At 59.0% G+C, this 21,456-nt stretch carries 14 protein-coding genes; 10 read left to right on the top strand and 4 right to left on the bottom strand.

Going from position 1 to position 21,456, the window contains the following annotated elements; translation table 11 throughout:
* Window positions 1-175: 175 nt before the first annotated feature.
* The 4 genes from AB5Z25_RS08430 to AB5Z25_RS08415 form a co-directional block, all read right to left on the bottom strand.
* Window positions 176-1,816 carry an NAD(P)/FAD-dependent oxidoreductase gene (locus AB5Z25_RS08430; RefSeq protein WP_368135299.1) on the bottom strand — a complete coding sequence of 547 codons (1,641 nt, stop codon included), beginning with the start codon at window positions 1,814-1,816 and terminating at the stop codon, window positions 176-178.
* 80 nt (window positions 1,817-1,896) lie between these two features.
* On the bottom strand, window positions 1,897-3,168 hold the full coding sequence (locus AB5Z25_RS08425) for an NAD(P)/FAD-dependent oxidoreductase (protein WP_161144830.1): 1,272 nt from the start codon (window positions 3,166-3,168) through the stop codon (window positions 1,897-1,899).
* Complete coding sequence (locus AB5Z25_RS08420) at window positions 3,169-3,999, bottom strand: Mrp/NBP35 family ATP-binding protein (RefSeq protein ID WP_006236172.1); 831 nt, start codon at window positions 3,997-3,999, stop codon at window positions 3,169-3,171.
* Between the two features lie 145 nt (window positions 4,000-4,144).
* Window positions 4,145-6,298 carry an LTA synthase family protein gene (locus tag AB5Z25_RS08415; protein ID WP_368135298.1) on the bottom strand — a complete coding sequence of 718 codons (2,154 nt, stop codon included), beginning with the start codon at window positions 6,296-6,298 and terminating at the stop codon, window positions 4,145-4,147.
* A gap of 193 nt (window positions 6,299-6,491) precedes the next feature.
* Here AB5Z25_RS08415 and uvrA point away from each other — a divergent pair, with 193 nt between their 5' ends.
* From uvrA to AB5Z25_RS08365, 10 genes are all read left to right on the top strand, one after another.
* Complete coding sequence (gene uvrA, locus AB5Z25_RS08410) at window positions 6,492-9,368, top strand: excinuclease ABC subunit UvrA (protein ID WP_368135297.1); 2,877 nt, start codon at window positions 6,492-6,494, stop codon at window positions 9,366-9,368.
* A 135-nt stretch (window positions 9,369-9,503) separates the two neighbouring features.
* Entirely contained in the window at window positions 9,504-10,004 is a 501-nt protein-coding gene (ybaK, locus tag AB5Z25_RS08405; RefSeq protein ID WP_006236166.1) for a Cys-tRNA(Pro) deacylase, read from the top strand.
* A gap of 105 nt (window positions 10,005-10,109) precedes the next feature.
* Window positions 10,110-11,690, top strand: a complete 1,581-nt coding sequence (gene murJ, locus AB5Z25_RS08400; protein ID WP_368135296.1) for a murein biosynthesis integral membrane protein MurJ — start codon at window positions 10,110-10,112, stop codon at window positions 11,688-11,690.
* A gap of 6 nt (window positions 11,691-11,696) precedes the next feature.
* Entirely contained in the window at window positions 11,697-13,637 is a 1,941-nt protein-coding gene (uvrC, locus tag AB5Z25_RS08395; protein ID WP_368135295.1) for an excinuclease ABC subunit UvrC, read from the top strand.
* Between the two features lie 365 nt (window positions 13,638-14,002).
* Entirely contained in the window at window positions 14,003-15,616 is a 1,614-nt protein-coding gene (locus tag AB5Z25_RS08390; RefSeq protein ID WP_368135294.1) for an ABC transporter substrate-binding protein, read from the top strand.
* 155 nt (window positions 15,617-15,771) lie between these two features.
* A complete protein-coding gene (locus AB5Z25_RS08385; protein WP_368135293.1) occupies window positions 15,772-16,728 on the top strand; it encodes an ABC transporter permease in 957 nt (318 codons plus the stop codon).
* Between the two features lie 3 nt (window positions 16,729-16,731).
* Window positions 16,732-18,747: a dipeptide/oligopeptide/nickel ABC transporter permease/ATP-binding protein gene (locus AB5Z25_RS08380; protein WP_035138893.1), complete on the top strand. Its 2,016-nt coding sequence runs from the start codon at window positions 16,732-16,734 to the stop codon at window positions 18,745-18,747.
* Entirely contained in the window at window positions 18,748-19,575 is an 828-nt protein-coding gene (locus tag AB5Z25_RS08375; protein WP_006236159.1) for an ABC transporter ATP-binding protein, read from the top strand. It begins immediately after the preceding gene.
* Between the two features lie 80 nt (window positions 19,576-19,655).
* Window positions 19,656-20,633: an acetylxylan esterase gene (locus tag AB5Z25_RS08370; RefSeq protein WP_195246822.1), complete on the top strand. Its 978-nt coding sequence runs from the start codon at window positions 19,656-19,658 to the stop codon at window positions 20,631-20,633.
* The coding region (locus AB5Z25_RS08365; protein ID WP_368135292.1) for an acetylxylan esterase at window positions 20,626-21,456 on the top strand (831 nt) is incomplete at its 3' end. The genes AB5Z25_RS08370 and AB5Z25_RS08365, both read left to right, overlap by 8 nt.

The raw sequence follows: 21,456 nt of genomic DNA, 5'->3' as shown, positions 1-21,456 counted from the left end.
GGGCGACAGGGCCGTGTGGGAGGACCTCCACCACAGGGACCCGTACCCGTTCTGGCTGGATTAATGGATGGAAACGGGTGTTCTATCGGGACACACATTTTGTCCTATAAGCCACAGGCCCCGAGTTCCCTGTGGAGCTCGGGGCCTGTGTCTTTTGCGTGCTGGAATTCGTGCGCTAGAGGTCTGCGATCAGGGCTTCGGCACAACGAATGCCGTCGGTGGCCGCGCTCATGATGCCGCCGGCATATCCAGCTCCCTCACCGCAAGGGTAGAGGCCCGGGGTCGACACGGCATGGCACGTTCGGTCTCGGGTGACAGTAACCGGTGAGCTCGAACGAGTCTCCACGCCGGTAAGAACGGCATCGGGGCGGTCGTAGCCTCGTAGCTTTTTTCCGAGTAGGGGAAGTCCCAGGCGGAGCGACTCGACGATATGCTGCGGCAGAGCTTCGTCAATTGCCGTCCAGGTCACACCAAGCGGATAGGTGGGCTTTACCTTTCCGGGCGCCTTGCTGGCGCGTCCTGCGAGGAAATCTCCGACGAGCTGTGCCGGTGCGTTCCAGTTGGAGCCGCCCAGGCGATAGGCGGCCGCCTCGCAGGCACGCTGGAGCTCGATGCCGGCGAGCGGGTCATCGTTGGGAAGGTCCTCAGGCGTGACGTTAACGAGCAGGGCGGCATTTGCGTTGCGTCCGTCGCGGGCATTGAGGCTAGCGCCGTTGACGCACAGGTGGCCCTGCTCGGAAGAGGCGGCGACAACCTGCCCGCCGGGGCACATGCAAAACGAGAACACGCTGCGGCCGTTGGGAAGATGGGCAACAAGTTTGTAAGGGGTCGCCCCGAGCGCTGGATGTCCCGCCGAGGCTCCATATTGGGCTCGGTCGATGTCGCGCTGCGGATGCTCGATGCGAACGCCCATGGCAAAGGTCTTTTGTGCGAGGGCCACGTTGTGGTCCTTAAGGAGCTCAAAAATATCGCGAGCAGAATGCCCGCAGGCGAGGATGAGGTGCTTTGTCTCGATTGGCTCGCAAGCGGCGTCTTGGGACGATTGGACATCAATACCGGTAATGGCGCCAGACGCGTCGATGTGAATGTCGACGAGCTTTGTTCGATAACGGACGACACCTCCGAGCTGCTCGATGCGCTGGGATATAGCGGTGACAACCGTGGGAAGGATGTCGGAGCCAATGTGCGGCTTGGCATCCCACAGAATATCGCGGGGCGCACCCGCCTCGACGAAGGTTTCGAGGATAAGGCGATGGGCGGGATTTTTTGTTCCTGTATTGAGCTTGCCGTCCGAGAAGGTCCCCGCGCCGCCCAGACCAAACTGGATATTACTCTCGGGGTCGAGGATGCGCTCCTTTAGAAAGAGGTCGATCGCATGCGAGCGGCGAAATGCCGGGTCGCCGCGCTCGATGAGCAAGGGCTTAAGACCTGCTTCGGCAAGGGTGAGTGCGGCGAAAAGGCCGGCGCATCCGGCACCGATGACGACGGGGCGCTCTTTGGGTGCGCCGGAAACGGGGAAGGGGAATGAAGGCTCATCGTCATCTATCGCGCGTACGTGCGAGCGGTCACGTTCGGAAACGCTGTCGACCGCCTCTCGCTCGAGGTGGGGACTGGTCAGCTCAACACGAAAGCTCAGGATAAAATGGACGTCTCGTTTTTTGCGAGCGTCGATTGACTTGCGGTGGAGCTCGATGGACTTGATCTCGGAGTCCTTGCAACGTAGGACGCGCTTGGCGACTCGCTTGCCAACAATGAGGCAGGCATTTTCATCGCCGGCTTCATCGAGCGACGCGTTGACTTGGGTGATTTCGATCATCGAGGTCTCCTTAGAGGCAAGAAAGAGGCCGTCCGGTATCCCAGACGGCCCGAATGCGTTTTTGATTATAGACTGCGCGGCTACAGGCTGCTTGCAGCGCGAATGCCCGAGAGCCATGCCCACGCAAGGTTAAAGCCTCCGCAATCGGCGTCGATGTCGAGCGCTTCGCCGCAGACGTAAAGCGGGGCGTCGACAACGCTGCGCGCGCGTAGACTGGGTGTTGAGATGCTCTCGACAGATATGCCACCACGCGTGACCTGCGCCGAGCGCTCCTCGGCGGTTCCTTCGACGAGCAACTTAAAGTGCTTGAGGATCGAGACCAGGTGGATGACATCGTTGGAGCCTGGATGGCACTGCTCGAACGCTGTGCAGACGACGCGGGAGAGTTGCGGGGCAAGCATACCGTCGAGCCAACGGGGATCGCGGGGCGAAAAGCCGCCGAGCAGCTCAACGCGCCGGTTAAGCATATCGAGCAACTCGTCTTTAGAGAGGTCGGGGAAAACGTCGAGCAGGATCGTATCGCCGCGCTGGATACGACGGGAGAGGTTGAAGACAGCGACGCCCGAGATACCGAAGGTTCGAAACAGGACTTCACCGTCTTCGTGCCAGAGCTCATTATGATTGCGGGCGAGCGTCAAGCGGGCGCGGACGCGCAGGCCATCCAACGTCTTGAGTGCCGCCCGATCGCCGACGACCGTTGCCGATACGGGGCAGAGGATGGGGCGCAGCGAAGTGAGGGGGAGGCGAAACGTATCGGCGATACCGGTGGGGTTGCCACCCGTGGCGATAATTACGGCATGTGCCTCCAGGGCCTCGTTCTTGCGAGGGACATCGGCGAGCGCTTTCCGAAGCGAGCGGAGCTCCGATTTTCGGTCGTCGTGCTTTTTTGCCTTGAGCGCCCGCGCTGGACGGTCTATTTGGAGTGCCCAGCCTTCGGAAGCTTTGTGTGCCGAGGCAACGTTGGCTCCGCAGATTAAGGTGATACCCAGGCGGTCGCAAACATTGAGAAGTGCGTCGCGCACCGATTCGGCGCGAAGGGAGCGCGGGTACAGCCGGCCTTCCTCGGAGGTTGTCATGATGCCCAGCGAGGAGAAGAAACCCATAAGCTCTTGTTCGGGTTGGGGGCCCATGACAGATTCGACGAATGCGGGGTGGTTATACCGCTGAGGATCAATCGATTCGTTGGAGAGGTTGCAGCGGCCGTTACCGGTCGCAAGGAGCTTAAGGCCGCAGGCGACATCGCGCTCAACGATGCAGACGCTTTTGCCAGCACGTGCGGCCGTAATGGCGGCGGCGAGGCTTGAAGCCCCGCCGCCGATTACCAGGACGTCATAGAAGGCGCTCGTGTTCACTTAGGCCTCGTCGGTCTCGTGCGGGGTAATAGCCTCGACGGCAGAGACTGCCTTGGGCAACATGCCATCGGGCAGCGCGGTCTCGACCTCGCCCTTATCGCAGGCCTCGGCGAGTGCCGGATTAATGGGAAGCGTGCCCAAGATGTCGAGGTTATAGCGCTCTGCGACCTCGGGGAGCTTGCTCTTGCCAAAGACCTCGATCTTCTTGCCGCAGTCGGGGCACTCAATATAGCTCATGTTCTCGACGATGCCCAGAATGGGGACGTTCATCTTCTCGGCCATGTTGACCGCCTTGGCGACGATCATCGAGACCAGATCCTGCGGGCTCGTGACGATGACGATGCCGTCGACGGGCAGTGACTGGAAGACGGTGAGTGCGACGTCGCCTGTTCCCGGAGGCATGTCGACCAGCAGGTAGTCGATGGGGCCCCACGAGGTCTCGCTCCAGAACTGCCTGATGGCGCCTGCGATGACCGGACCGCGCCAAAGGACGGGGTCGGTCTCGTTTTGGAGCAGAAGGTTGGAGCTCATGACCTTGACGCCGTGCTCGGAGATTTCAGGCAGCATGAGGTTGCCAAGGGCATGGACGTGGCGTCCGCTCATACCGAACATCTTGGGGATAGAGGGACCGGTGATGTCGGCATCGAGGACGCCGACCTTGTGGCCGTGACGGGCAAGCTCGGTGGCGATGGCACCGGTGACAAACGACTTGCCGACACCGCCCTTGCCGGAAAGCACGGCGATGACGCGTTTGACCTCGGACAGCGTATTCTCCTCAAATTGCGACGGCGACGTTTGTCCGCCGGCGGCCTGTGCGTGCTCGCAACCCATGTATGACTCCTTTGTATATGTTGGGGCCGGGGCCCCGTGATGTGACACGAGCGTCATTGTACCCTCGTTTGCGAGCGGGAGTCATTTACGATGCATTTGGGCCGAGCGTGCTTGCAATACGATGGGTCCAAGCGAATGGGCGGGCTTACTGAACTTTGCTGGCGAACTCGAGGTATTGCATGCGCTGCAGCTTGTCGATCGTCGAGGCGTATGGGCTGTCTTCAGATTCCAAGTCGTAGCGCAGCCCGTCGGCACCAAGGTAGCCGGCGACATTGATGGTGGGCACATCTGACCTTGTTGCAAGCAGAGCCTTTTGATAGTCGGTGAGCGGGGCGCCGATCTTATTAAGGGTAATGGCTGCAATCTCGTTTGCCCCGACGGTGTCGTAGACGTTGAGCTCGGTATTGCCGGCGATTTCATAGTTAGCCCAGACGAAATATGTCGACTGATAGATACGGAAAGCGTGGCTTGCCGTATCTTCCTGAGGGTACAGCTCGTCGTTGAGAGTCGTTGCGGCGCTCGGCTGATGGTCGCCAAAAAAGACAAGGACAACCGGTCTGCCGATATTGCGGAGCTCGTTGATAAAGTACTCGAGGTCCCGGTCGGATGCGTTGATGCAGGTGAGATAGGTGTTGAGCGCGCTATTGGCGCCCTCGCTGGCTCCCTCGACCCAATAGTTTGTCAGCTCTTCGGCGGGAACGGTGCCGACATCGTATCCGCCATGGTTTTGCATCGTGACATCGAAGATGAACTGCGGAGCGTCGTCGGTCCTCAGCAGGTCGAGTATCTTGTCATAGGTGGCGTAGTCGCATACGCCGGCATGGTAACAGGGCGCACCTTCGAAATCGCCGATCGAAAGAAAGTCTCCAAAGCCCAGCTGCTGATAGATTTTATCTCGATGGTAGTTGACGGGGTTTTGCGGGTGCATAGCGGTAGCGGTATACCCAAGCTCCTTAAGGTCCTTTGCCAGACTGTTGACACCATTCATCTGATATAGCTGATAGGGGATTTTGCCTAATCCGACAAAGGCCGTTGTCGCTCCGGTCAAAAATTCGAATTCGGAGTTCGCCGTTCCGCCACCGGCGACCGAAGCGAGCATGGTGCCGCGAACAAGTGTGTCGGGAAGCGAGTTGTAGAATGCGGGGCCGGTGTACCCGGCCGTCTGGAGCTGCTCAAAGCACGAAAGGTCGCTAAAACTCTCGTTCATGACGGCAACAATCGTCGGCTTGATTTCATTGAACTGGGCAACGGCCGCCGCGCGCTGCTCGCTCGAGCCATACGTGCTGTCGTAGGTGGCGGAGAGCTCCTGCTCGATGCTCTGCGCCTCATCGGGCGTATAGTCTTCGGGCTTCTCAATGGGCAACTCGTTGACCATTTCGGTGAACGAAGTGATAAAACCCTGAGACGCATACGTGGTGATGGGCTGCCAACGGTCAAATCCAAAATTCAGCGCCTGCTCCAAGTCGATGCTGGAAAAGCCCGAGAGCCCCACAACGGTCACTAGCAGAAAAGCGCAGAGGTTAGCGGCGATTGCGGGGAAGACATGGGTGGGCGTACGGAGCTTTCTCGGTCGGATAAGCGAAAGAAGCCCCAGGGAAATCTCCAGCAGGGCTAGAGAGGTTACGATTCCGGCGGTAAAGGTAAACTCGTATCCCTCGCTCACTTCCATTGCGGTGCCAAGGGCCAAGATATCGCTTGGCAGGATGGCCTCGCCTTTAAACGTTATGACGAAGTGCTCGGCAATGCCAAGGATGCAACAGGCGACGGGCACGAGGGCCATGACGCCTCCATGACGCTGTCCCAGCAAATAAAGGGAGAGCAGAGCCGTCGCGAGCAGCCCGACGGAAAACCCGAATGAGTTGGCGGGAATGCGATAGAACGTTTCGTTACAGGCAATTTCGAGTGAAACGAACGAGAGCGCTGAAACAGCGGCGATGACAAGGATGTCACGGCAAATACAGGCAACCGTTCCCGTCGCAAGATCGGTTTGGTCGATAAGTCCCGAAACCAAGGGCTCGACAAGAAGTATGACGGCGGTAGCACCGAGCGCCGAATAAGAAAGGACCCATAGGGAATTGTCCTCATTTACGAGCAATTGATTCGTAATCCATGCAGCTACCATGCCGAGCGGGATGAGGAGCGTCGCGCACCAAAAGACGCGGGCAATGGGCGGCTTTTCATTGTGTTTGATTGAAAAATATACGTGCACCACGACGATGGCCACGATAAGGACGGCGATGAATATGGGCAGATTGGCCATGTCGCTCGAAGTGATTTCAAGGGGGATATCTTCGGTCATGGACGTTCCTCTGTTACGGCAAATTAAGTTCAGTATTAGATTACTGTAACCTTTCCACGGCATTTCGAGAAACAAAGCGCCCGATACGCAAAGCTAAAGGTCTGCGAATCTTGTATTACGAACATCTGTGCGCGTCGAGTGCGCTAAACTCATCGACAGTATGATTCGATGCAATAGGAGGCAAGGAGCTTCCATGTCTGATTCTTCTATCGTTATTCGCGGCGCTCGTGAGCACAACCTCCGTGATATCGATGTTTCCATTCCGCGTGACCAACTCGTGGTCATTACCGGTCTTTCTGGCTCGGGCAAGAGTTCGCTGGCATTTGACACTATCTATGCCGAGGGCCAGCGTCGATACGTCGAGAGTCTTTCGAGCTATGCGCGCCAGTTCTTGGGCCAGATGGACAAACCCGACTTGGATTCAATCGACGGCCTTTCGCCGGCGGTGTCGATCGACCAAAAGACGACGTCTAAAAACCCTCGCTCGACGGTTGGCACCGTAACCGAGATTTATGACTATCTGCGCCTGCTGTTCGCCCGTGTGGGCACCCCGCACTGTCCCGAATGCGGCCGCGTCATTGAGCGCCAGACGACCGACCAGGTTGCCGACAAGGTCTTGGCGGCGGGGGAGGGCCGCCGCGCGTTTGTGCTGACACCGGTGGTGCGCGGGCGAAAAGGCGAGTACACCAAACTGTTTGAGGACCTTCGCGCCGAGGGCTTTAGCCGCGTGCGTGTCGACGGTGAAGTGCGCTCGCTCGACGATCCGATCGATCTGGATAAGAAATTCAAGCACGATATCGAGGTCGTGGTCGATCGCATCGTGATCCGTGAGAATTCTCTGGGCCGTATCGCCGAGTCTGTTGAGCAGGCGACCGCGCTGGCTCACGGCAATGTAAACGTGTACATGCTGCCCGATCGTGATGCTCCCGAGGGGACCGAGGGCGAGCTGCTGGAGTATTCGTTGGCCTTGGCGTGCCCGGAGCATGGACACTCCATTGACGATCTTCAGCCGCGTGATTTTTCGTTTAACGCTCCCTATGGCGCATGTCCTGAGTGCGACGGCCTGGGCTTTAAGAAAACCGTTGATGCCGAGGCGCTGATCGAGGACCCCTCGAAGTCCATTGCCGACGGAGTCTTTGGTAGCCTGTTTGGCAATTCGAACTACTATCCGCAGATTTTTGCTGCGGTCTGCAAACACTTTAAGGTGAGCGCTGATACGCCGTGGGAGGACTTGCCCCCTCGCGTGCGTCGTGCATTCTTGGATGGCCTGGGCGATACGAAGATCTCGGTCGACTACCAAAAGCTCGACGGACGTCGCAGCCAGTGGGATACCAAGTTTTCGGGCGTTCGCAACATCCTGTACGAACGCTATACCGAGACGACGAACGAGAACACCAAGGCGCGTCTGGAGAAGTACATTCGCGAGGAGCCGTGCTCGACCTGCCACGGCGCTCGTTTGCGCTCCGAGATGCTCGCCGTCACCGTGGGCGGTAAGTCCATTTACGAGGTTTGTTGCCTGTCGTGCCGTGAATCGCTCGAGTTTTTTGAGGGCTTGGAACTCACCGAGCGCCAACAGTTTATCGGCGGGCGCATCGTTAAGGAAATCCTGGAGCGCCTGCGCTTTCTGGTCGATGTCGGACTTGACTATCTGACCCTCGACCGTGCCTCGGCGACGCTTTCCGGTGGCGAGGCACAGCGTATTCGACTGGCAACGCAGATCGGCGCGGGTCTCATGGGCGTGCTCTATATTCTGGACGAGCCCTCGATCGGTCTTCATCAGCGTGATAACGAGCGCCTGATCAAGACGCTCGAGCGCCTGCGCGATATCGGCAATACCGTTATCGTCGTCGAACACGACGAGGATACAATCCGTGCCGCCGACTACGTGATCGACATGGGGCCCGGCGCCGGCGTCAACGGCGGGCACGTAGTCGCGGCGGGAACGCCTGCCGATATCATGGCGTGTCCTGAGTCGATGACGGGCGCTTATCTGACCGGCAAACGAATGATCCGGGTGCCTGATGAACGGCGCAAGCCCGGTCGCGGCTGCCTTAAAATTACGGGCGCTCGAGCCAACAACCTCAAAAACGTTACTGCCAAGATCGAGTTTGGTACGCTTACGGTTGTTACCGGCGTGTCGGGATCGGGCAAGAGCTCCCTGGTTACCGACACCATTGCGCCTGCCCTTACGAATGCCATTCACCGCTCGACGCGCCCCGTGGGTCCGTATAAAAAAATCGAGGGCATCGAGTGTATCGATAAGGTTATCGATATCGACCAGTCGCCGATTGGCCGCACGCCGCGTTCCAACCCTGCTACCTATATCGGCCTGTGGGATGATCTTCGCGCGCTGTTTGCGAGTACGCCGGAGTCGAAGGCGCGCGGCTACTCGCCGGGTCGTTTCTCCTTTAATGTGAGTGGCGGGCGCTGTGAGGCGTGCAAGGGCGACGGGCAGATCAAGATCGAGATGCACTTCCTTCCCGATATCTACGTTCCCTGCGAAGTTTGCGGCGGTAAACGCTACAACCGCGAGACACTCGAGGTCACCTACCGTGGCAAGACCATCTCGGACGTGCTCGACATGAGCGTCACCGAGGCGCTGGCCTTCTTTGGGAATATCCCGCAGATTAAGCGCAAGCTCCAGACGCTGTACGATGTAGGCTTAGGCTACGTGAGCCTGGGCCAGCCCGCCACGACGCTCTCGGGCGGCGAGGCGCAGCGTGTGAAGCTCGCCAAGGAGCTTCATCGACGCCAGACGGGCAAGACGTTCTATATTTTGGACGAGCCGACGACCGGCCTTCATTTTGAGGACGTCCGCCAGCTGCTCGATGTGCTGCAGCGCTTGGTCGATGCGGGCAACACGGTGCTGGTGATTGAGCACAACCTTGATGTCATCAAGGTTGCCGACCGCCTGATCGATATGGGTCCCGAGGGCGGTAACGGCGGCGGAACCGTCGTGGTTTCGGGCACACCGGAGCAGGTTGCGGACTGTCCGCAGAGTTATACGGGCAAGTTTTTGGCGCCGTTGCTCAGGCGTGACCGGGAGCGTCAGGCTCAACTTGATGCTTAATAAATAGGCGATTCAGTTTATGGGCGCCATCGACTCCTTGTGATTCGATGGCGCTTACTGTGCCGATGTGACGTATGCAGTCGAATTGGACATATACTTAATCCTTGCGTCCGAATGCGAGGGAAAGGATATGTCATGGCAAAGGCTGTAAAGACGCCAAAAACCAATGCGATGCGCGAGCTGGAAAGTGCCGGCATTTCCTATGTTCTACATACGTACGAAGACGATGGTGATGAGTCGGTGGGCCTGGGGGTCGCGATTTCGGAGCAGCTTGGCGAGGAGCCCGGTCAAGGATTTAAGACTTTGGTCTGCGTGACACCGTCCAACGACTATGTCGTGTGCTGCATCCCTGTTGCCGACGAGCTCGATCTAAAGTCCGCCGCGCGTGCCGCGGGGGAGAAGTCCTTGGCCATGATGCATGTGAAGGATTTGCTTGCGGCGACTGGCTACGTTCGTGGCGGCTGCAGCCCGGTCGGTATGAAAAAACGCTACCGGACGCTCATTGATGAGACATGTGTCCTTTGGGATACCATTTTTATTTCGGGAGGCAAGCGTGGTTATCAGCTCGAGCTTGCACCCGATGATTTAATTGCATTTTGCGGGGCGACGGTTGCCGCGATTACGAGAGAGGACTGAGCGATGCCGCAGGAAGAATTGAAGCGCGGAGCTCATTTTGCAAGAGAATCTGCGCCTCAGACACCCTCATCCGAAGCTTCTTCGTCGCGAGATGACACTGACGACATGGGCTCGTCGGACTACTCCACGGTTGGTCGTTCCGCCGGGCTTATGACCATACTGACCATCGTGTCTCGCGTTACCGGTTTTATCCGAACGTGGGCAATGGCGGCCGCTATCGGCATGTCGCTACTCTCGTCCTCCTATCAGGTCGCCAACAACCTGCCCAATATGCTCTACGAACTCGTGATGGGCGGCATGCTCGTGACGGCGTTTTTGCCCGTGTACATGGGCGTGAGGCGTGAGCAGGGTCGCGAGGCCTCGAACGAGTACGTGGGCAACCTGCTCGGCATTCTGCTTTTGGTGCTGGGTGGCATTTCGTTGCTGGGGACCGTGTTCGCCCCGGGCTTTATCTGGACTCAATCGTTCCTTTCGGGTGACGGCGGCAGCATGGATACCGCTGCGTTCATGTTCCGTTTCTTTGCTATCCAGATTCTGTTTTATGGTTTGGGCTCGGTGTTCTCGGGCGTTCTCAACGCACACCGCGACTACTTCTGGTCGACGTTTGCCCCGGTCCTCAACAATGTGATCGTCATTGCGAGCTTTATGGGTTTTGCGCCCGTGTCCGCACAGTTTGGCGAACGTGCCGGCATCATCTTGATTGCGGCCGGTACGACCCTCGGTGTCTTTATTCAGATGGCATGTCAGATCCCCGCGCTTGGCAAGCACGGCGTGCATCCCCATATCCATATCGACTTTAAGGACCCCGCACTGCGCCAGACGATTGCGCTCGGTATCCCGACGCTGCTCGCCACGGTGTGCATGTTTGTCTCGACTTCTATCACCAACGCTGCCGCGCTGGTGGTCCAGCCCGAGACTGGTCCTTCCGTCATCGCCTATGCGCGCCTGTGGTACACGCTGCCCTATGCGCTGATTGCCGCCTCGCTTTCGACGGCGCTCTATACCGAGCTCTCTCACGACGCACAGGAGAAGGATTACGACAGCGTTCGCACGGGCATTTCGCGTGGCGTCGCCCAAATGCTGTTCTTCCTGATTCCGTTCGCGCTGTACCTGATTGTCTTCGCGCGTCCGCTCAACATGATTTACTGTGCTGGCAAGTTTGATAAGTCCGGCGTGGCGCTGGTGTCCGAGTTCCTTGTCTACCTGGCGTTCTCGCTGCCGCTCTACGGCGTGGTCGTGTTGATGCAGAAGAGCTTCTCTGCCTTGCTTGACATGAAGCCCTATAGCCGCTATTGCCTGTATTCCGCCATCGGCCAGGCCGGCTCGGTTCTGCTGTTTGGCGTTGTGCTGGGCTTCGGTATGCCGGCAATCGCGCTTTCGTATGTCGTCGACTACGTGATCTTGGTCGGTTGTTCGCTGTGGTGGCTGCGTCGTCGTCTGCGTGGTCTTCAGGTCAAATCTATCCTGCATGGCGGTTTCTTTGGCCTTTTGCTCGGTGGCCTGGGTGCTGCCGCAGGCGCCGGCGTCATGTGGGCGCTTGAGCACTTTGTCGGGGCACTTGGCGGCTCGATTCTGATTACTCTTGGCTACGTTTGCGTTGCGGGTGTCGTCTCGCTTGCTGTTACCTTTGGCCTTGCCGTCGTCCTTAAGATGCCCGAGGTCTCGGCGCTGCTTCGTCGCAAGTAGGTGCGTGTGGCCGGTCACGACAACATTCCAACACTCGCCGAGCAGGTTTCGCGCGTTCCCACGCAGCCCGGATGTTACCTTTGGAAAGATGCCAAGGGCGATGTCATCTACGTTGGCAAGGCAAAAAACCTGCGTTCCCGTATGCGCCAGTACGTGACACTGCAGGATGAGCGTCAAAAGATCCCGCTGATGATGCAGCTGGTGGCGAGCTTTGACTATATCGTGGTGGAGACCGAGCACGAGGCGTTGGTGCTCGAGCGCAATTTGATTGGTCAGTACCATCCGTACTTTAACGTTGACCTCAAGGATGACAAGAGCTACCCCTTTATCGCCATTACAAAGGGCGACCTGTATCCCGCTATCAAATATACGCGCGAGCGTCATAAGCCGGGAACGCGTTATTTTGGTCCCTATACCGATAGCCGTGCGGCACGTGAGACGATAGATACGCTGCGCAAGGTTATCCCCATCTGCTCCGCATCCTGTGCGGAGTGGCGTCGTTGTCGTCGTATCGTCGAGTCCCACAAGGGCGAGGAAGACATCGTCAATATGATTTGCGCGCAAAACGGGCGCCCCTGCTTTGACTACCATGTCGGGCGCGGCCCGGGTGCGTGTGTCGGCGCGATTTCTCCGGCAGACTATGCCAAGAACGTCAAGCGCGTCGAGCGCTTTTTGTCGGGCCATCGCAAGGATGTCGTCGATGAGCTGACCTCCGAGATGACGGATGCCGCCGAGGCGCTCGACTTTGAGCGCGCGGCACGCGTCAAACGTCGTTTGGAGGTCATCAGGGGTCTGGACGACCGTCAGCAAGTCGTTTTTCCCTCCAGTGTCGATATCGATGTCATCGGTTTCTATCGCGAGGAGACCATCTCTGCCGCTTGCGTCTTCGTCGTTCGCGAGGGCCGAACAGTTCGAACTTGCGAGTTCATCCTCGATAAAGGCCTGGATGTCGACGAGGAAGAGCTTCAATCGGGCTTTCTTAAGCGCTATTACGACGAGACGGCTGATATTCCAGCCGAGATCAATCTTTCTGTCGAGCTTGAGGATGCCGAAGCGTTGGGGGAGTGGCTTGCAGGCAAGCGCGAACGCTCTTGCCATCTCCATAGGCCGCAGCGCGGCGAAAAGCACCGCCTGCTCGATATGGCTTCCAAAAATGCGCGCCATGCCCTCATGCGCTACATGATGCGCACGGGGTACGCTGACGACCGCACCAATCAAGCGCTCCTGGAGCTCGAAAGCGCGCTGGCGCTGCCGGCGCCGCCGATGCGTATCGAGTGCTTCGATATCTCGACGCTGCACGGAACCTTTACCGTCGCCTCGATGGTGGTGTTTACCAACGGGCGCGCTGACAAGAGCCAGTACCGTCGTTTTAAAATTCAGGCCGAATTGGACGAGGCAAACGACTTCGTGTCGATGTCCGAGGTTTTGGGACGACGCTATGCTCCCGAGCGCATGACCGACGAGCGCTTTGGCTCGCGCCCCGATTTGCTCGTTGTCGATGGAGGTAAGCCGCAATTGACCGCTGCGATCAAGCAACTTGAGGCTCTTGGGCTCGATATACCAGTTTGTGGCTTGGCAAAGGCCGATGAGGAAGTTTTTGTGCCTTGGGACGAGACTCCCGTCGTGCTTCCGACCGGGTCCGCGTCGCTCTATCTAATTAAACAGGTGCGCGATGAATCGCACCGTTTTGCAATCACATTCCATCGTGAGTTGCGTGATAAAGCCATGACGGTTTCGGTACTCGATGACGTTCCAGGCGTGGGACCCACCAGAAAACGTGCCCTTATGCGCCATTTTGGCTCGATGAAGCGTTTGCGCGCGGCGAGCGAGCAAGAGATCGCGGAAGTTCGCGGCATACCCGCCGATGTTGCCAAGGCGGTCCATGAGGCGCTCGTTGCGTGGAATGCCGAGCGCGCCGAGGCGGCGGCTGGCCATTCCGATAGCTAAACACGAGCCTAAACTACTGATATACATGATTGCGTGATTTTCAACCATTTATTTCGCCATGATTGCCTGCTGGTTTCGGGTTTTATTAACGCTAAAACGTTTGACTAGTCATGGTGAACAACCCTGCTATCCTGCGGGTTGACGAAGACTGATATCTCACCTCGTCGATACATACTGTCTGGCGAATCGTTTGTCAATGAATTCGGTGAACGGTAGTAAATACCGTTCAAGCGTATGTATGTATCGGTCGCCGAGCGCGGCACCTCAGTTGGGTCCGTCGGTAGGTAAGGTATATATCGTCCGCAAGTTGCGCGGGGGCAAGTCTAGGTGCTCCCGGGTAAGATTCTCTATTGATAGGAGAAGACATGGCCATCATCAACAAGGGTATGTCCAGGCGTTCGTTCCTCGGCCTCACCGGCAGCGTCGCTGCTGTCGCAGGGCTTGGTCTCACCGGCTGCGGTGGCAGCTCTAGCGACGAGGGTTCCGCTTCCGGTTCCACCGATTCCGCCAACCGTGGCGGCGGCGTGATCACCGCTGGTTCCGCTTACGCTCCGTCCAGCTTCGACCCCGCCAGCACCGGCTCCGCTGTGGGCCTGGGTGCTAACTGGCACGTTATCGAGGGCCTCTACGGCATCGATTACCACGACTACAGCACCTTCAACGAGCTCGCCACCGACGATCCCAAGTCCGTGGACGACACTACCTTCGAGGTCACCATCCGCAAGGGCGCCAAGTTCTCCGATGGCACCGAGGTTACTGCTGACGACGTCGTTGCCTCCTACACCGCTTGTGCTGCTTCCGCTACCTATGCTCCGTTCTTCCAGCCCTTCGAGTCCATCGAGGCCAAGGACGCCAGCACTGTAACGGTCAAGACCAAGGTCCCCAACTTCTCCCTGCTCAAGGATCGTCTGGCCATCATCCGCGTTACCCCGGCTACCCAGGCCGAGGAGGAGCGCGCCAAGCAGCCGATCGGCTCCGGCCCCTGGATGTACGACTCTATCTCCGATACCGAGATCACTCTGGTTCCCAACCCCGAGTACAACGGTGAGTATGCTGCCGAGGATAAGAAGATTCAGTACAGCATCCTGACCGACCCCACCGCTCGCGTTACCGCTCAGCAGGAGGGCTCCACGCTCGTTATGGAGCTCGTCACCGCTGACGCCGTCGACCAGCTCGAGAGCGCTGGCTGCAAGATCGATAACGTTCAGGGTTTCGGCACCCGCTTCATCATGTTCAACGTCGCCAAGGAGCCTTGGAACAACGTCAAGGTCCGTCAGGCCGTCATGTACGCGCTCGACACCGAGAAGATGATCACCAACACCTTCGCCGGCCTTGCCACCGCTGCCAGCTGCTACCTGCCCAAGAGCTTCACCAACTATCATGAGGCTTCCACGGTGTACAAGACTGACACCAAGAAGGCCAAGAAGCTCATCGAAGAGTCTGGCATCACCCCGGGCGCCATCACCCTGCGCACCACCGACAACGAGCAGATCAAGGGCATGGCCGCCCAGGTCAAGAACGACCTCGACGCTCTCGGCTTCGATGTGACCATCCAGACCGATACCTCGCCGGCCACCTACGCTGCCATCGACGGCGGCGAGGCCTACGATATCCTCCTTGCCCCTGGCGATCCGTCCTGCTTCGGCGCCGACCCCGACCTGCTGCTCAACTGGTGGTACGGTGACAACGTCTGGATGCAGACCCGTTGCCCGTGGAAGGATTCCGCTGAGTGGGGGAAGCTCCACGGTCTCATGGACGAGGCTCTTGCCGCCGAGGGCGACGAGCAGCAGAAGAAGTGGAACGAGTGCTTCGATATCATCGCTGACAACGCCGTTCTGTACCCCGTTGTCCACGTCAAGACCGTCTCCGCTTCCTGGGACGATCCGTCCACCGCGCCCAACGGCGAGGCCCTCGATGGCTTCAAGGGCATCGGCACGACGAGCATGTCCTTCAGGGGCGTCGCGACCGTCAAGGCCTAAGACTCGCTTGAGTCATATGTAGGGCGTCGGTCGTAAGGCAACGTCCTCAGAGTTGAAACAAAGACCCGGGCGGCCTCGATGTCGCTCGGGTCTTGTAATGAGTATCCATACTCATATACCAGTTGGTCCTACCGACAAAAGAAAGGGGAGAGAACGTGAACAACTTTCTACGTTTGATTGGAAGGCGTCTCGTGGCGCTGCCGATCATGGCATTGGGCGTCACCGTCCTGGTGTTCTTCCTTATGTCGTTCTCCAAGACCGACCCCGCCTATACGGCGTTGGGTGACGGTGCCTCGCCCGAGGCGGTTGCCGAGTACCATGAGAAGTATGGTCTGGACGACCCCTGGCCCGTGCGCTACGTGCGCTACATGGGCGATTTGATCCATGGTGACATGGGCACCTATGGTGCTGCTCGCAACTCCGTTGCCAAGCGCATCTCCACGGCCCTGCCCGTCACGATGCAGCTGACCTTCATCGGTCTTGCCATCGGCGCGGTCGTCTCGTTTTTGCTCGGCGTCATCGCGGCACTGTATCGCGATAAATGGCCGGACCAAGTGATCCGCGTCTTCTCCATCGCCGGCTTGGCAACCCCGTCGTTCTGGCTTGCCGTTCTGTTGATCCTGCTGTTCTCTTCCTACCTTAAGGTGCTTCCGGCGTCCGGTGCTCTGCCTCACTTCACCACCAACCCGGGAGGTTATTTGGCGCGCATGATTATGCCCGCTATCGCTCTGGCATTCCCGCTGACGGGCCAGATGACTCGTATCGTGCGTACGGCCATGGTTGAGGAGCTCGATAAGGACTATGTCCGTATGGCTCGCGGCGCCGGCGTTCCCGAGAAGGTCGTCGTCGGCATCAACGTTTTGCGCAACGCGCTGATCACCCCGGTCACCACCCTCGGTCTTAAGATCGGCTACCTCATGGGCGGTGCCGTCGTCATCGAGGTCATCTTCAACCTCCCCGGCATGGGTACCGCGATCCTGCAGGGCGTTCAGGGCAACGAGGCGAACCTGGTTCAGGGCGTCGTCATCGTCGTTGCTCTTGCCTTCATCATCATCAACATCGTGGTTGACATGCTCTACCTGCTCATCAACCCGCGCATCAGGACGGTGTAGATTATGGTAAAGATTCGAGAGAAGCAAACCGAGCAGCTCGAGAAAGCTGCCTCCAAGGGGCTCAAGCTCGGTGGCTGGAAGAAGATGACGCTGTCTTCTAAGATTGCAGCCGTCGTGCTGGTGCTGGTCGCCCTGACTGCGATTCTGGCGCCCCTTCTTGCCCCCTATAGCCCGGTCGAGATCTTTACGGCTCGCCAGGCTCCCGGCAACGGATTTATTTTCGGTACCGACGATAAGGGTCGCGACATTCTGTCGCGTATGCTCTACGGTGGTCGTTACTCGCTGATTATCGGCTTTGGCGCCACTGCCATGGCTCTGGTCTGCGGCTCGGTCGTAGGCGCCCTTGCAGCGGTTTCGCGCAAGGCCGTCTCCGAGACGATCATGCGTATCTTGGACATCATCATGTCCATCCCCGGCATCGCCCTCGCGGCCGTCTTCGTCTCCATCCTGGGCAACTCCGTGCCGTCGATCATCTTCGCCATCGGCTTTATGTACACTCCGCAGATTGCCCGTATCGTGCGCGCCAACATCGTGTCCGAGTACGGCGAGGACTATGTCCGTGCGGTCATCGTTTCCGGCGCCAAGGCTCCGTGGATTTTGATCAAGCATGTTCTGCGTAACTGCATCGCCCCGATCATGGTCTTCACCGTTACCCTGGTCGCCGACGCCATCATCTTCGAGGCCTCGCTGACCTTCATCGGCGCTGGTATTCAGGAGCCCACCGCTACCTGGGGCAACATCCTCGCCGACGCCCGCGGCGGCGTGCTTGCCGGCCGTTGGTGGCAGGCGCTGTTCCCGGGTCTGGCCATCATGATCACCTGCCTGGCGCTCAACATCCTCTCCGAGGGCATTACCGACGCTATGGCCGCTGCTCCCTCCGCCGCCCTGGATCCGACCGATTCCTCCAAGCGTCGCGAGGCCGACCTGCTGGTCTCCGACCCCGTTCGCGCCTACAAGGAGCAGGCCCAGTCCCTCTCCGCTCGCCTTGGCGCCCTGCGCGATGTCGAGCTCAAGCGTGACGATCGCCATGTGCCCGACGAGTCCGTTGAGCCGATCCTTTCGGTACGCGATTTCTGCATCCAGTTTGAGCACCACGGTGACATCAACGTCGTCGACCACGTCAACTTTGACGTCCGTCCCGGCCAGACCATGGGCCTGGTAGGCGAGTCCGGCTGCGGTAAGTCCATCACCACGCTGGCCATCATGGGTCTGACCGATGATGACGAGCACCTTTCCGGTGAGGTTCTCTGGGAGGGTCGCGACCTGCTCAAGATGAGCAAGAAAGAGTGGTTCGGCCTGCGCGGTACCGATATCGCCATGGTCTATCAGGACGCCCTGTCCTCGCTCAACCCCTCCATGCTCATTTCCGCCCAGATGAAGCAGCTCACCAAGCGTGGCGGCACCCGTAGCGCCGAGGAGCTCTTGGAGCTCGTGGGCCTCGACCCCAAGCGTACGCTCGAGAGCTATCCGCATGAGCTTTCCGGTGGTCAGCGTCAGCGCGTTCTGATCGCTATGGCCCTTACCCGCGACCCCAAGCTGGTCATCTGCGACGAGCCCACGACCGCTCTGGACGTTACCGTCCAGAAGCAGGTCATCAAGCTGCTCAACGATCTTCAGGCCAAGCTCGGCTTTGCCATGATCTTCGTTTCGCACGACCTGGCGCTGGTCGCCGAGGTCGCCCACAACATCACGGTTATGTACGCTGGTCAGGTTATCGAGCAGGCGCCCACCAAGGAGCTGCTCACCAACCCGATCCACGAGTACACCCGCGGTCTTCTGGGCTCCGTTCTGTCCATCGAGAGCGGCTCGGGCCGTCTGCACCAGGTCCCCGGCGCCGTTCCCAGCCCGCGCGATTTCCCCAAGGGCGATCGCTTCGCACCCCGCTCGAGCCATCCGCGTATTGGCCTGGATACCCGTCCGGTCTTCAAGCGCGTGCCCGGCACCGAGCACTTCTATTCCGAGCTCCCCGACGAGGTGCTCAAGGCAAATGGTTTGACCCCTCACGCGGAGGTGATGTAGATGAGCGAGACCGCAGTCAACGGCGTCGAGCCGATCATCTTCCTTGATGACGTCCACGTCACCTTTAGGACCCGTACCGGCTCGATTCTGCACCCCAACCTGGTTCACGCCGTCCAGGGTGTAACGATTAAGCTCATGCCCGGTCAGACGATCGGCATCGTCGGCGAGTCCGGTTGCGGTAAGTCCACCACCGCTAACGTCATGTGCGGCCTGCAGGCCCCCACGAGCGGCAAGGTCTACTTTAAGGGCAAGGACGTTACCAAACGTACCGCCGAGGACCGTCGCCACATGGGTCGCGTCATCTCGGTCGTGTTCCAGAACCCGGCCACGGCGCTCAACCCCCGCATGGTCGTTCGCGAGCAGCTGCTCGACCCCATGCGCGTCCACAACCTGGGTACCGAGGCCGAGCAGGAGAAGCGCGTCAAGGAACTCCTGGAGCTCACCGGTCTGCCCAGCTCCGCTGCCGAGGTTCTTCCCGGCCAGCTTTCGGGCGGCCAGCGTCAGCGCGTCGCAATTGCCCGTGCCCTGTCGCTGAACCCCGATGCCATCATCGCCGACGAGCCCACCTCGGCTCTGGACGTTTCGGTCCGCGCGCAGATTCTGAACCTGCTGACCGACCTTAAGAAGGAGCTCGGCCTGGCCATGGTGTTCATCAGCCATGACATCCAGACGGTCCGCTATATCTCTGACGACATCATCGTTATGAATGGCGGCAAGATCGTCGAGCAGGGCGAGGCCAAGCAGGTCTTCCAGCATCCCCAGGACCCCTACACCAAGATGCTGCTCGGCGCTGCGCCGTCGCTGCTGCACCCCAAGCTCGGCGAGTAGCCTCGCTTTCCCTCCCGCGCGCCCGGCTCCCTTGCCGGGCGCACCTCCGTTGCGATTTCGAAAGGTTGGGTTCACGAGCCATGCCAAGTGCTCAGGAGCTACAACATCAATTTGGTGAATATCGAGGCGCCATGCCCCGTCCATCAGATTTCGATCTCTTTTGGAAGGATCGCATGGCCGAGGCCGACGCCGTCGGGCTTGACTACGCGATCGAGACGGCATCGGTCACCGATGCCGCGACCTGCCAGCTTTTCGACCTCTGGTATACCGGCATGTGTGGCGCTCGCCTGCATGCCAAGTACCTTAAACCCGTCTCGGACGAGCCCGTGCCATTGGTACTTCAGTTCCATGGGTATCCGGGTGCAAGCCGCAGCTGGTTTGAGCAGGCGTCGTTTGCGGGCATGGGCATGGCACTCATCGCCCTCGACTGCCCCGGCCAAGGAGGTCCCTCCGAGGACATTGGTGGATTTGAGGGCACAACGGTTGCCGGGCATATCGTCGCCGGTATCGACGGCGACCCGGCCAATCTCTACTATGTCCGCTTGCACCAAGATATTCGCATCCTGTGCCGCATCGTTCGCGAGCTCGAGGGCATCGATCTTGCGCGTGTGTTTGTGAACGGCGCGTCGCAGGGCGGCGGTTTGGGCATTGCGACCTGTGCGCTTAACAGCGAGCTTATCAATCGCGCCGCCATCCTCTATCCCTTCCTGTCAGATTTCCGCCTGGTCTGGGATTTGGATGCCGACGACATTGCCTACGAGGGCCTGCGCTATTGGTCTCGCTGGTTTGACGAGGACTCGACTCGTATTGACGAAGCCTATGCCAAGCTGGCGTACTTCGATTCCAAGAACTTTGCCCCTATGGTCAAATGCCCCGTGCTGTTTGGCACTGGCACAGCCGATATCGTCTGTCCGCCAGCGACGCAGTTTGCGGTCTATAACAACCTGACCTGCGAAAAGCGTCATGAGTTCTTTGAGGGCTTTGGCCACGAGGAGATTCAGGATTTTGACGATTTGATCATTCCGTTTTTCTGCAAGGGAGGGGAGGCTCATGTCTAAGTGCGAGAGCAATGTTGACGAGCTGATTGTCCCCGGACTCGTGGGAATTCCTGGAACGGTTTCGTCAAGGCTCGCAGAATATCGGGACTGGCGCGGTGATGTCCAAGCAGATGTTTCTGATTTAGAGACATGCGCTTCGAATCTTGAGATTCAAGGCCTGGCCATTACGGCGATTGACTTTGTTAACCCCTGCGCCCGTTACTCGGAGGTCTCCTTTGAGCTCGGTGACGATGCGATTCACGCTCGTTTGATCGAGCCTGTCGGTCGTGCCCGAGTATCTGAGCGCGTGCCGTTGTGCCTGATGTTCCACGACATCGATCGGCCTGTGCGCGGCTGGCATCACATGACGAGATTTGCCGCCATGGGATATGCCGTTCTCGCGCTGGATGACGATGTTGCTGGTGCGGACGACCTGCGGCGGGGGATTGCTTCGCCCGCTTTTGTCGAGCGCGTCCGTTGGGGTTGCGCGCTGGCGAAGGTGGCGCGCAATCTTGATGGCATGGACCCCGACCGCATCTTTGCATGGGGCGAGGGCCTTGGCGGCGGAGTCGCGCTGGCGGTTTCTGCTCTGGACGAGCGGGGCCTCGCCTGCACGGCGGTTGCCAATCCGCTTCCTGGTGGCCTCGAGGCGCTGTCGTCTCGGGTGTGCGGATCGGTGCTCATGGGCACATCGCTTATGGATACCGTGAGCGATCCTAAGGATCAGTTTGCCGTATTCAACGGTCTTGAGTGTGACCGGAGGCATATCATCTATGCAAAATACGCTCACGAGCGCATCAATGCGTTCGAAAACGAAGTCGTCGACTTTTTTAACCAAACGTTC

Origin of the sequence: Collinsella aerofaciens (genome assembly GCF_040910325.1) — a bacterium.
GTDB lineage: Bacteria > Actinomycetota > Coriobacteriia > Coriobacteriales > Coriobacteriaceae > Collinsella > Collinsella aerofaciens_BL.
Note: the sequence above shows the minus strand (reverse complement) of the source record. Positions and strands in the feature narration are given on the sequence as shown.

Excerpts from the sequence above, each read along its gene's own strand:
- AB5Z25_RS08380 (WP_035138893.1), top strand. The coding sequence starts at position 16,732 with ATGGTAAAGATTCGAGAGAAGCAAACCGAGCAGCTCGAGAAAGCTGCC.
- AB5Z25_RS08390 (WP_368135294.1), top strand. The coding sequence starts at position 14,003 with ATGGCCATCATCAACAAGGGTATGTCCAGGCGTTCGTTCCTCGGCCTC.
- AB5Z25_RS08415 (WP_368135298.1), bottom strand. The coding sequence starts at position 6,298 with ATGACCGAAGATATCCCCCTTGAAATCACTTCGAGCGACATGGCCAAT.
- murJ (WP_368135296.1), top strand. The coding sequence starts at position 10,110 with ATGGGCTCGTCGGACTACTCCACGGTTGGTCGTTCCGCCGGGCTTATG.
- AB5Z25_RS08420 (WP_006236172.1), bottom strand. The coding sequence starts at position 3,999 with ATGGGTTGCGAGCACGCACAGGCCGCCGGCGGACAAACGTCGCCGTCG.
- ybaK (WP_006236166.1), top strand. The coding sequence starts at position 9,504 with ATGGCAAAGGCTGTAAAGACGCCAAAAACCAATGCGATGCGCGAGCTG.
- AB5Z25_RS08375 (WP_006236159.1), top strand. The coding sequence starts at position 18,748 with ATGAGCGAGACCGCAGTCAACGGCGTCGAGCCGATCATCTTCCTTGAT.
- AB5Z25_RS08370 (WP_195246822.1), top strand. The coding sequence starts at position 19,656 with ATGCCAAGTGCTCAGGAGCTACAACATCAATTTGGTGAATATCGAGGC.
- AB5Z25_RS08430 (WP_368135299.1), bottom strand. The coding sequence starts at position 1,816 with ATGATCGAAATCACCCAAGTCAACGCGTCGCTCGATGAAGCCGGCGAT.
- uvrA (WP_368135297.1), top strand. The coding sequence starts at position 6,492 with ATGTCTGATTCTTCTATCGTTATTCGCGGCGCTCGTGAGCACAACCTC.